At 32.0% G+C, this 12,279-nt stretch carries 12 protein-coding genes; all 12 read left to right on the top strand.

Features of this window, described 5'->3' with window-relative positions; translation table 11 throughout:
* Positions 1-4 precede the first annotated feature (4 nt).
* The 12 genes from K7H06_RS09115 to K7H06_RS09065 all read left to right on the top strand — a co-directional run bounded on the left by K7H06_RS09115 (position 5) and on the right by K7H06_RS09065 (position 12,268).
* Positions 5-1,753, top strand: coding sequence for a SpoIID/LytB domain-containing protein (locus tag K7H06_RS09115; RefSeq protein WP_223039559.1), 1,749 nt, complete (start codon positions 5-7; stop codon positions 1,751-1,753).
* 12 nt (positions 1,754-1,765) lie between these two features.
* Positions 1,766-2,791, top strand: coding sequence for a tRNA preQ1(34) S-adenosylmethionine ribosyltransferase-isomerase QueA (queA, locus tag K7H06_RS09110; protein ID WP_223039558.1), 1,026 nt, complete (start codon positions 1,766-1,768; stop codon positions 2,789-2,791).
* Between the two features lie 34 nt (positions 2,792-2,825).
* On the top strand, positions 2,826-3,944 hold the full coding sequence (gene tgt, locus K7H06_RS09105) for a tRNA guanosine(34) transglycosylase Tgt (protein WP_223039557.1): 1,119 nt from the start codon (positions 2,826-2,828) through the stop codon (positions 3,942-3,944).
* Positions 3,945-4,022: 78 nt separating this feature from the next.
* A complete protein-coding gene (gene yajC / locus K7H06_RS09100; protein WP_223039556.1) occupies positions 4,023-4,301 on the top strand; it encodes a preprotein translocase subunit YajC in 279 nt (92 codons plus the stop codon).
* Positions 4,302-4,409: 108 nt separating this feature from the next.
* On the top strand, positions 4,410-4,802 hold the full coding sequence (locus K7H06_RS09095) for a TIGR04086 family membrane protein (RefSeq protein WP_223039555.1): 393 nt from the start codon (positions 4,410-4,412) through the stop codon (positions 4,800-4,802).
* 66 nt (positions 4,803-4,868) lie between these two features.
* The gene (scfA, locus tag K7H06_RS09090; protein WP_218282629.1) at positions 4,869-5,009 is read left to right on the top strand and encodes a six-cysteine ranthipeptide SCIFF; all 141 of its coding nucleotides are present in this window, start codon (positions 4,869-4,871) and stop codon (positions 5,007-5,009) included.
* Between the two features lie 80 nt (positions 5,010-5,089).
* The gene (gene scfB / locus K7H06_RS09085; protein ID WP_223039554.1) at positions 5,090-6,418 is read left to right on the top strand and encodes a thioether cross-link-forming SCIFF peptide maturase; all 1,329 of its coding nucleotides are present in this window, start codon (positions 5,090-5,092) and stop codon (positions 6,416-6,418) included.
* 11 nt (positions 6,419-6,429) lie between these two features.
* Positions 6,430-6,933: a gamma carbonic anhydrase family protein gene (locus tag K7H06_RS09080; RefSeq protein WP_223039553.1), complete on the top strand. Its 504-nt coding sequence runs from the start codon at positions 6,430-6,432 to the stop codon at positions 6,931-6,933.
* 94 nt (positions 6,934-7,027) lie between these two features.
* Entirely contained in the window at positions 7,028-8,290 is a 1,263-nt protein-coding gene (secD, locus tag K7H06_RS21215; RefSeq protein WP_246637669.1) for a protein translocase subunit SecD, read from the top strand.
* A 16-nt stretch (positions 8,291-8,306) separates the two neighbouring features.
* On the top strand, positions 8,307-9,188 hold the full coding sequence (gene secF, locus K7H06_RS21210) for a protein translocase subunit SecF (protein ID WP_246637668.1): 882 nt from the start codon (positions 8,307-8,309) through the stop codon (positions 9,186-9,188).
* A 244-nt stretch (positions 9,189-9,432) separates the two neighbouring features.
* On the top strand, positions 9,433-9,948 hold the full coding sequence (locus K7H06_RS09070; protein ID WP_223039552.1) for an adenine phosphoribosyltransferase: 516 nt from the start codon (positions 9,433-9,435) through the stop codon (positions 9,946-9,948).
* A gap of 148 nt (positions 9,949-10,096) precedes the next feature.
* Positions 10,097-12,268: a RelA/SpoT family protein gene (locus K7H06_RS09065; RefSeq protein ID WP_223039551.1), complete on the top strand. Its 2,172-nt coding sequence runs from the start codon at positions 10,097-10,099 to the stop codon at positions 12,266-12,268.
* Positions 12,269-12,279: the final 11 nt, after the last annotated feature.

The raw sequence follows: 12,279 nt of genomic DNA, 5'->3' as shown, positions 1-12,279 counted from the left end.
GAATATGATAAACTTCCAAAAATTATTGATTAAAATAACTTTTGCAATGATGATGTTAATGATTATTCCTATTTCTGTAGATGCTTATGGTTATGATAGGTTAGATCAAATTAAAATAGGTATACGATTTGGTGAAAATGCAACCCCTTTAGTGTCTATGGGTTCTTCTGATGGTTTAGAGTTTGGATATTATGAGGCATCACAATTTGTAAGTATGATAAGTTTTTTTGATAATAAGGAAATGATTGTAAGAAAAGATGGGAATTTTATTCGTGTAAATGAAAGCTTTATGGAATATGATTTTACCAATCAAATAGATAGCTATAATACAAATGTTCAAGGGCCAATTCATATTCAAATTGGAAATGAACTTAGCAGCAAAGAAGAAGCAGAGGCATTTTTGCATTCATTACCAGAACTGAAAGATGATCCATATCTTGTCTATGAGGATGGTTGGAGAGTTTGGATAGGACTATGTACTAGCTTTTCAGATGCAGAAAACCTATTTGAAAATATAAAAGTATTATTACCAAATACTGATTTAAGGATTATCTCTAAAGATGATCAAAGAATTCAAGTATTGAATAAATATGGAAAAGTCTTATTTATGTATAAAAATGGGAATGTCGACTATCAGTTTAGACCCTTTTCTGGAATTCTTCAGCTAGATGGGAAAACATTCAGAGGAAGTATAATGATAAAAAGGTATTCTGATAGTGATTTAACTGTTATTAATCAACTAGGAGTAGAGGAATATCTTTATGGGGTAGTACCAAAGGAAATGGCAGGGAACTGGCCTATAGAAGCTCAAAAAGCGCAGGCTGTTGCTGCTAGGAGTTATGCTGCTCTTAATATAAATAAACATAAAAATTATGGGTTTGATTTATGCTCAGCTACACATTGCCAAGTGTATGGAGGATATAGTAGTGAAAATCCAAGAACGAAAATAGCAGTTGATGAAACAAGAGGAAAGGTTATGACTTATAATGGAAAAGTTGTAACAGCATTTTATCATTCTAATAGTGGGGGACGTACTGAGGATAGCGAAAATATTTGGTCAAATCCACTGGGGTACATAAGAGGAGTAGATGATCCATATTCCATTGGATTACCAAATGCTCAGTGGACGAAAGTTTATACGAAACAACAAATTGAAGATCTTTTAAACGCTAAGGGAATGTTTGTAGGGAATGTTACAAATATTATTGCCAAAGAGCGTTCAAGAAATGGAAGGGTTTTAAAATTAGAGGTTCAAGGAACTAATGGAAATCAAATTTTACAAAAAGGACAGATTAGGAGTGTCTTTGGGTATACTAACCTTAAAAGTACATGGTTTGATATAATGGCTGATGGAAAAGTAACAGGGACAGACTTATCTGATTTAAATAATACCTCTAAAGAAATAAGTACTGAAAATAAATATGTTCTTACAGCTGAGGGCCTTAAAGAGACAACAGCTCAAAATCAATATATAGATAATGGAGAGGAGAAAAAACGAATAAACATTAATGATAAATATGTTCTTACAGCTGAAGGGCTTGAAAAAATAAAGTTCAAAGAGCAATCTATAAGTAATCCACAAAAAGATGAATTTACTGTTCCAAACATTTCAAAAGACCAATATGTATTTGTAGGAAAAGGCTATGGACATGGTGCAGGAATGAGCCAGTGGGGTGCTAAAAAGATGGCAGAACAAGGATTTACCTATGAACAAATTTTATCACACTATTATACAGGAATTAGAATAGAGTAAGGAGTTTTAGAAATGAAAAAGAGTGATTTTTATTTTGATTTACCAGAAGAACTAATTGCACAAACACCTCTAGAAAATAGAGCTGAATCAAAGCTTATGACTTTAAATAAAAATACAGGAGAAATAGAACATAAACGATTCAAAAATATTATAGAATATTTAAATCCTGGAGATTGTTTAGTACTTAATAATACAAGGGTATTGCCTGCTAGACTTTTTGGGTGTAAAGAAAATACAGGTGGGAAGGTAGAATTTCTTTTATTAAAGAGAACTAGTAAGAATCAATGGGAAACCTTAGTGAAACCTGGAAAAAAAGCAAAAATAGGAGATACGATTGTATTTGGTGATGGGGTGTTAAAAGCAAAAGTTGTTGGAATGGGACAAGAAGGTTCAAGAATTGTAGATTTTGAATATGAGGGTATATTTGAAGAACTTTTAGATGAGCTTGGAACAATGCCTCTACCACCATACATAAAGGAAAGTTTAAGTGATCAAGAAAGATATCAAACCGTTTATTCAAAACATGAAGGTTCTGCTGCAGCACCTACTGCGGGACTTCATTTTACAAATGAATTGCTTGAAAAAATTAAAGAAAAAGGAATTAAAATAGCGTATATCACATTACATGTGGGACTCGGAACTTTTAGACCTGTGAAAAGTGATGATATATTAGACCATAAAATGCATTCAGAGTTTTATATGGTTAGCAAAGAAACAGCAGAAATAATCAATAGTACAAAAGCTAAGGGCGGAAGAGTTATTTCTGTAGGAACTACTTCTACTAGAACATTAGAAAGCATTGCTGATGAAAAAGGAATGATTCATGAAGGACAAGGATGGACAGATATTTTTATTTATCCAGGATATAAATTTAAAATAATTGATGGACTCATTACGAATTTTCATCTTCCTGAATCTACATTGATTATGTTAGTGAGTGCTTTTAGCAGTAGAGCATTTACCCTGAATGCTTATGAAGAAGCCATAAAAAATAACTATAGATTTTTTAGCTTTGGAGATGCAATGTTTATTATTTAGACAAAATAGGAAAAGTTATAGGAGGATACTTTGAATGGCAATAAAATATGAATTAATAAAAGAATGTAAACAAAGTGGAGCAAGACTCGGGAGGATTACTACACCTCATGGGACTATTGAGACGCCAATATTTATGCCTGTAGGCACTCAAGCTACTGTAAAGGCAATGACTCCTGAAGAATTAAAAGAGATAAAGTCTCAAATTATTTTAAGTAATACCTATCATTTATATTTAAGACCAGGACACAAGCTTGTAGAGAAAGCTGGTGGACTTCACAAATTTATGAATTGGGATAGACCTATTTTAACAGATAGTGGTGGATTTCAAGTTTTTAGCTTAGGTGATTTAAGAAAAATTTCAGAAAAAGGTGTAGAATTTAGATCCCATTTAGATGGCTCAAAACATTTCATTAGTCCAGAAAAAGCCATTGAGATAGAAAATGCATTAGGTGCAGATATTATTATGGCTTTTGATGAATGTGCACCTTATCCTGCAGATAGAAACTATGTAAAAAACTCCCTAGAGAGAACAACTAGATGGGCAAAAAGATGTAAAGAAGCTCATAAAAATCCTAATACCCAAGGATTATTTGGAATTATTCAAGGGGGAATGTATAAAGATTTAAGAGAGCAAAGTGCAAAGGAAATAATAGATCTAGATTTTCCAGGATATGCTGTAGGGGGTCTTAGCGTAGGAGAGCCAAAACCGTTGATGTATGAAGTGTTAGAACATACTACACCCCTAATGCCTAAGGATAAACCTAGATATCTTATGGGGGTTGGAAGTCCAGATTGTTTAATAGAAGGGGCTATAAGGGGAATAGATATGTTTGATTGTGTGTTGCCAACTAGAATTGCTAGGAATGGTACAGCAATGACTTCAGTAGGAAAAGTAGTCATAAAAAATGCAAAATATGCAGAAGATTTTATGCCACTAGATCCAAATTGTGATTGTTATACTTGTAAAAATTATTCTAGAGCATATCTAAGACATTTGTTTAAAGCCAGTGAAATATTATCAGCAAGATTAGTGACGTATCATAATCTTCATTTTTTACTAAAATTAATGGAAAATGTGAGAGAAGCTATAAAAGAAGATCGATTACTAGATTTTAGAAAAGAATTTTTTGGGAAATATGGATATGAATTATAAACTTTTTTAAAGAATTAAAGGGTTTATAATATTTATGTCGAATACCAATATATATCAAAGAAAGGGAGGCATAAGCTTATGAATCAATTAACTTCGCCGATTTTTATGACGGTCATATTTATTGCTATATTTTACTTCTTGATTATAAGACCTCAGAAGAAAAGGGAGAAACAAATAAAAGAAATGAGAGACAGCTTAAAAGTTGGTGAACAGATTTCAACAATAGGTGGTATATTCGGTAAAATCTCAAAAATTAAGGATGATACTGTAACTATCGAGGTTGGTTCTGACAAAACAAAGCTTCAGATTGCTAGATGGGCAGTTGGTACTGTAATAAAAAAAGATGATGTAAAATAAAAAGAAGATGACTTTTAGTCATCTTCTTTTTGTATTCTTAGCTTCCTAGTAATATTTTTAAACCTTGAGCATAAATATGCTATAAGAATGCTTTTGGGGGTGAAGAGGGTGAAATCTAATAAGAACATAGAAAAGAGTGGTAGTATCATATGGGTTTATGTAAAGGCTATTCTTGCAGCATGTATTTTTGCACTTTTGATTTTTATCATCATGGCACTGCTTATTACCTATACAAATATCTCAGAAACCATTATACCAATGATGGCTTCAATTGTAATGGTGATCAGCACCTTAATTAGTGGGATGGTTGTAGGTGCTAAGACAAAAAGAAAAGGATGGCTTCATGGTGCATTAGTAGGGGTTGTTTATGTTTTACTAATCATTTTTATGAATTGGGTATTTGTGAAGGATTTTTCCATAGGAAGTCCAGCACTTTTAAAAAGTCTAATAGGGATTATAGCAGGGGGAATAGGTGGAATGATAGGTGTAAATTTGAAATAAATAACTTTGACAAAAAACGCCTTTATGTTATAATTTAGTAGAAATCTATTTAGGGGAGGAAGAAAGATGAAGCACGTGAAGACATTAACAAAAGCAACATTAAAGCAAAGTGCTGTAAAAGGTGGATGTGGAGAGTGCCAAACTTCATGTCAATCAGCATGTAAAACTTCTTGTACAGTTGCGAATCAAGTATGTGAAAATAAATAATACATATTAAGAAACAGTAATATGTAAATATTACTGTTTTTTAAATGCATTGTTAAGGAAGATTGAAGGAGGAAACATTGATGATCCATAAATTTACTCAAGATGATACAAGAATCGTTCTAGACGTTAACAGCGGAGCTGTTCATATAATAGATGAAATTGTATATGATATTTTAGACTACTACAAGGAAAAAAGTGTAGAGGAAATTATAGAAAGTTTAGGACATAAATATTCAAGAGAAGATATTATTGAAGGTGTTTATGAAATAAAGACTTTAGAAAACGAAGGATTATTATTTACAGAAGATACTTATGAAAAGCATCCAGCCTTTGTAAATAGAAAACCTGTTGTAAAAGCAATGTGCTTACATGTAGCACATGATTGCAATCTTCGTTGTAAGTATTGTTTTGCATCTCAAGGAGATTTTAAAGGACAAAGAAGTTTAATGAGCGAAGAAGTAGGAAAAAGAGCATTAGATTTTTTGATTGAGAATTCGGGAAATAGAAAAAATTTAGAGGTGGATTTCTTTGGTGGAGAACCACTGATGAATTTTGAGGTTGTAAAAAATTTGGTTGAATACGGAAGAAGTATAGAAAAACCAGCAGGAAAACACTTTAGATTTACCATTACAACCAATGGTGTGTTATTAAATGATGAAAATATGGACAATGTAGTATTAAGTATAGATGGAAGAAAAGAAGTAAATGATTATATGAGATATGCAGTAAATGGTACTGGGTCTTATGATATTATTGTACCGAAGTTTTTAAAAATGGCAAAAATGAGAAATGGGAAAGATTATTTTGTAAGAGGTACTTTTACAAGAAAAAATTTAGATTTTTCTAAAGATGTATTGCATTTAGCTGATTTAGGATTTGATAGTACATCTATTGAACCCGTAGTTACAGAGGATAAATATGATTATGCTCTTAAAGAAGAAGATTTAGATACTATTTTTGAACAATATGAAATCCTTGCAAAAGAGTATGTGAAAAGAAGAAAAGAAGGAAATGGATTTAGCTTTTTTCATTTTATGTTAGATTTAAACCAAGGGCCTTGTGTAATCAAAAAATTATCAGGTTGTGGAGCTGGCTCTGAATATTTAGCAATTTCACCTGAAGGGGATGTTTATCCTTGCCATCAATTTGTAGGAAATGAAGATTTTTATATGGGTAATGTATTAAAAAAAGATGTAGATACAAGTGTTACTGCAGATTTTGGACAAGCCCATGTATATAACAAGGAAAAGTGTAAGGATTGTTGGGCAAAGTTTTATTGTAGTGGTGGATGTCATGCCAATGCTTATAATTTCAATAAGGATATTCATAAACCTTATGAATTAGGATGCGAAATGGAGAAAAAGAGAATAGAATGTTCTCTAGTAATTCAAGCAAATCTACTAAAGTAGGAGGGCGAAGAATGATTATTGAATATGAAGGAAATAAGCCAAATATTGATGAAAGTTGTTTTGTAGCTGAGAATGCGACGATTATTGGAAAAGTAAAAATGAAAAAAAATGCAAATGTTTGGTATGGAACAGTTATTCGAGGGGACGATAATCATATAACTATTGGGGAAAATACAAATATCCAAGATAATTGTACCATACACATTGCAAAGGATTATAAAACTATTATTGGAGATAATGTAACTGTTGGTCATAATGCTATTGTACATGCATGTACGATAGGGGATTATGTACTTGTAGGAATGGGAGCGATTATATTAAATGGTGCTCAAGTGGGGGACAATGTAATCGTTGCAGCTGGTTCAATTGTTCCACCAGGAAAAAAGATTCCATCAAATACATTAGTGATGGGCTCTCCTGCAAAAGTAGTGAGAGAATTAACAGATGCAGATCGAGAAAAACTAAAAAATTCTGCTCTAGATTATGTAGAGTTAGCCAAGAAGCATAAAAAATAATTCGTAAATGGATAAATTATCCTTATATAGGATTGACCACCTTTTATGCTAAGGGTATAATGATTTTATGAGTAAAAAAGGAGGATAAACGGTTATGAAAGTAAAAAATGCAATTGTCTTATTATTGATTATTGCCATTGTTGCTGTAGGAGCCATTGCAGGAATTAAAGGCCTTGAAATTGGCAATACGAAAATAAGTCCAGTGAAGGAAATGATGACACTAGGTCTAGATTTAAAGGGTGGTGTGTTTGTAGTATTTGAAGCAGAAACAGATGCATCTGGAAAAGAATTAGACAAGATTATGAATCAAACAAAAGAAGTAATTGAGCGAAGAGTTAATGGAATGGGTTTGACAGAACCTAATGTATTAAGAGAAGGAACTAAAAGAATAAGAATAGAACTTCCAGGAGTAAAAAATGCTCAAGAAGCCATTGATGCAGTAGGAAAAGTTGCACAGCTTCAATTCTTAAATTATAAAGGTGAAGTAATTTTAACAGGTGAACATGTTAAAAATGCAGAAGTGGTATTTGAAAAGGATAAAGGAAATATTCCTTCTGTATCTTTAGAATTTGATAGTAAAGGATCAGATCTTTTTCAAAAGGCAACAAAGGAAGCAGCATCTCATCCTAGCGGTTCTGTAGAGAGTATTATTCCAATTGTATTAGATGGAAAAGCTATTTCTACGCCAACGGTTAATAGTGAGATTCCTAATGGAAAAGCTGTTATACAAGGAAGTTTTACAATGGATGAAGCTTCTCAGCTAGCAGCACTTATTAGAGCGGGTTCATTACCGGTTACTTTAACAGAAGTACAAACATCTGTTATAGGACCAACACTAGGAATTGATTCATTAAATAAAAGTATATATGCTGCAGGAATAGGTCTTGCTATTGTATTTTTATTTATGTTGATTTATTATAGAGTACCAGGGTTTGTAGCAAGTGTTGCTTTAGTTATTTATATACTAATTGTTCTTTATGTGTTGATTGGATTTGGTGCGGTACTTACATTACCAGGGGTAGCTGGTTTAATATTAAGTATTGGTATGGCAGTAGATGCTAATGTCATTATCTTTGAGAGAATCAAAGAAGAAATTAGAAATGGAAAAACACTAAGAGCATCATTGAATTCTGGATTCTCTAAGGCATTAACTACAATATTAGACTCTAATGTTACAACAGTCATTGCAGGAGTTGTTCTTTATCAATTTGGCTCAGGAGCAATAAAAGGTTTTGCTGTAACGTTGATGGTTGGTGTTATAGCAAGTATGTTTACAGCTGTGTTTGTTACAAAAACTCTATTAAAACTTTTTGTTGGGTTGAATGCTTTTAACAACACAAAATTATATGGGGCATAGAGAGGAAGTGTAGAACATGAAAGTAGTTGAAAAAAAGAAGATATGGTTTGGTCTTTCTATTGCCATTATTGTTGTAGGATTAATAATGGGAATGATTCAAGGCTTTAACTTAGGGATAGATTTTACTGGTGGAACCATGATGCAAATTAATTTAAATAAACAAGTTGCTGTAAAGGAAGTAAAAGAAGTTATTAAAGAATTTGACTTAGATGCAGATATTCTTCATGTAGGTGAAGCTAAGCATGAAATTATGATTAAAACAAAAAAGGATTTAAATAGTAAGGAAAGACAAAAAGTATTTGAAGTGCTTCAAACAAAGTATAAGCTAAAGGATACAGATTTTAGACAAGCAGAGCAGTTTGGACCTTCTATTGGAGAGGAAATCCAAAAGAAAGCATTTTTATCAGTTGCTATTGCTGCAATTGGAATGCTGATTTATATTACCTTTAGATTTGAATTTAAATTTGGTGCATCTGCCATTATCACATTACTACATGATATATTAGTAGTATTGGCTGTTTTTGCTATCTTTAGAATACAGATCAATAGCTCATTTGTAGCTGCCATGCTTACAATTGTTGGATATTCTATTAATGATACCATTGTTGTATTTGATAGAATTAGAGAAAATATTAAGTTTATGAAAAAGAAAAATTATGATGATATTGTAGATACAAGTGTAAATCAAACATTGACAAGATCTATCAATACATCTGTAACAACATTAATAACTATTACGGCTCTTTATGTGTTTGGGGTAGAATCTATAAAAGCATTTGCCCTTCCGTTAATAGCAGGAACCATAACAGGAACATATTCATCTATCTTTATTGCAAGTCCTATTTGGGCTTCTTGGAAAAATTGGGAGTTAAGAAAAGGTAGATATAATGCTGGTTAAGAAGCTTAATGAGAATATGGCAATGTCTTATGACATTGCCATATTTTTTGGAAAATGTTAGAATATTTATAAATAGGATAGAAGAAAATAAAAAATGTATCAAAAAGAATTTGTAGTTGTAGTAGTATATTTGCTTTTATAGTATTGAATAGGTGTAAAATATATCATATAATAAAATGTGCATGTAAAAGAACATGAATGGGATAAAGCAGTGAGTGGATATAAATTAAGGGGAGGAATTTTTATGAATTTAAAGGATAAAATAAGGGTAATTCCTGATTTTCCAGAAAAAGGGATTCGCTTTAAGGATATTACAACCCTTTTAAAGGATGGAGAAGCACTTCATTATACGATTGATAAGATCGTTGAAGAAATAAAAGACATAGAGTTTGATTTAATTATAGGACCTGAGTCTAGAGGGTTTATTGTAGGAACACCTCTTGCTTATGCCATGAAGAAAGGATTTGTACCTGTAAGAAAGCCAGGGAAACTTCCTGCTGAAACCATAAAGCTTGAATATGATCTAGAGTATGGTAGCGATGCATTAGAAATGCATAGAGATGCAATAAAACCAGGGCAAAAGGTAATGATTATAGATGATTTACTTGCTACAGGTGGAACACTGCGTTCAACAGTGAAATTAGTAGAACAATTAGGTGGAGAAGTAGCTGGAGTGCTATGTCTTATTGAACTAGATTATTTAAAAGGTAGGGATACCTTAAAAGGCTATGATGTAAGATCATTGATTAAATATGAATAGTGGTTGGATTTCCAACCACTCATTCTTTATTTTTTGACATATTGTTTAGGAGACACTATGTTTTTTATTTTATTTGTTATATAATGTATTTAATATTTTAATGAAGTCCATAATTTTACTGATATAAAGTACTAAATAGGGTGATGATATGTTAGAGAATCTATTAGCACAAATACAACAATATAATCCAAATAGCAATATGAGCCTAATTATTAAAGGGTATAATTTTGCTGAAGCTGCTCATGAAGGACAAGTAAGAAAATCTGGTGAAAAATATTTTATTCATCCTGTAGAGGTTGCTAAAATATTAGTACAATTAGAGATGGATGATGCCACCATTGTAGCCGGGTTACTTCATGATGTAATTGAAGATACAAAATACGAATATCAAGAGATAAAAAAAGAGTTTAGCGAAGAAATCGCTATTTTAGTCGAAGGGGTTACAAAGCTTGGAAGTTTTACTTATGAAACAAAAGAAGAAAGACAAGCAGAGAGCCTTAGAAAAATGTTTTTGGCTATGGCAAAAGATATAAGGGTAATTATTATAAAGCTTGCTGATAGACTCCATAATATGAGAACTTTAAAGTATATGGAAGAAAAGAAAAAGCGGGAAAAAGCAAAAGAAACCCTTGAAATATATGCGCCAATAGCCCATCGATTAGGGATATCAAAGATTAAGTGGGAATTAGAAGATTTATCCCTGCGATATATTGATCCAGAAGGATATTATGATTTAGTTGAAAAAGTAGCCAAGAAAAAAAGAGAAAGAGAAGAATATATCAATAAAGTTATTCATGAATTGATGGAAGCTGTAGAAAAAGTAAATATCAAATGTGAAATAAATGGTAGGTCTAAACATTTTTATAGTATTTATAGAAAGATGGTCTATAGAAATAAAAGCTTTGAGGAAATATTTGACTTGACTGCTGTAAGAGTGATTGTTGATAATGTAAAGGATTGTTATGGTGTATTAGGAATTGCCCATACCATGTGGAAGCCTATTCCAGGTAGATTTAAAGACTATATTGCTATGCCAAAACCTAATATGTATCAATCCCTTCATACAACAGTTATTGGACAGAATGGTGAACCTTTAGAGATTCAAATTAGAACATGGGATATGCATAGAATCGCAGAGTATGGTATTGCAGCTCATTGGAAGTACAAAGAAGGCAAAACAGGAGACAAAGAGAATTTAGATGATAAATTAAGATGGCTACGACAATTATTAGAGTGGCAGGGCGATATGAAAGATCCTAAGGAGTTTATGGAAACCCTTAAAATTGATTTATTTAGTAATGAAGTGTTTGTCTTTACACCAAAGGGGGATGTTTTTGATCTTCCAGCAGGATCTACACCTATTGATTTTGCATATAAAATTCATTCTGCTATTGGAAATAGCTGTATAGGAGCAAAAGTAGATGGTAGAATTGTTCCTATTGATTATAAGTTAAAAAATGGAAATATTGTGGAAGTTTTAACATCCAAACAAAGTCATGGACCTAGTAGAGATTGGTTGAAGTTTGTAAAAAGCACTCAAGCAAAAAGTAGGATACGTCAATGGTTTAAAAAGGAAAGAAGAGAAGAAAACATTGAAAAAGGACGAGACATGCTTGAAAAGGAAATCAGAAGAAATGGATATGAAGTCCATGAATTTGTAAAGACTCAGTGGATGAATCAATTAGTGAAAAAATTTAGATTTAACAATATAGAAGACATATATGCAGCAGTTGGTTACGGTGGGATCTTGTTGAATCAGATTGTACCAAAGTTAAAACAGCTCTATAAAGAATCACAAAAGGAAGAAAAATCACCAGAGGAAGCAATCGTTGCTGTCAACAAGCAGAATAAATCAAAATACGAAAAGAAAAATACTCAAGGCGTAAAAGTAAAAGGGATTGACAATATACTTGTTCGATTTGCAAAATGCTGTACCCCTGTTCCTGGAGATGAAATTGTTGGTTTTATTACAAGAGGAAGAGGTGTGTCAATACATCGAGCGGATTGTGTAAATATTTTAAAAGAAACAGATTATATAGATCGGTTCATAGAAGTAGAGTGGAATGAAGACAGACAAAAATCTTATGAAACAGAAATTCAAATTATTTCATCTGATCGAAAAGGATTATTATCAGAAGTTACAAATGTTATATCAGATATAAAACTAACAGTAACAGCAGTGAATGCTAGAACCACGAAAGATCGAATTGCTGTTGTTAATCTTACAATAGAAATTACCAATATTCAGCAATTAGATAAGCTTATAAAGAAAATAAAAGCCATGCAAGGCGTGTTAGATGTTCATAGAGTGACTTCTTAGAGGAGGAATAC

Origin of the sequence: Crassaminicella profunda (genome assembly GCF_019884785.1) — a bacterium.
In the GTDB taxonomy this organism is placed as follows: domain Bacteria; phylum Bacillota; class Clostridia; order Peptostreptococcales; family Thermotaleaceae; genus Crassaminicella; species Crassaminicella profunda.
This window is presented reverse-complemented; position numbering and strand designations above follow the sequence as displayed.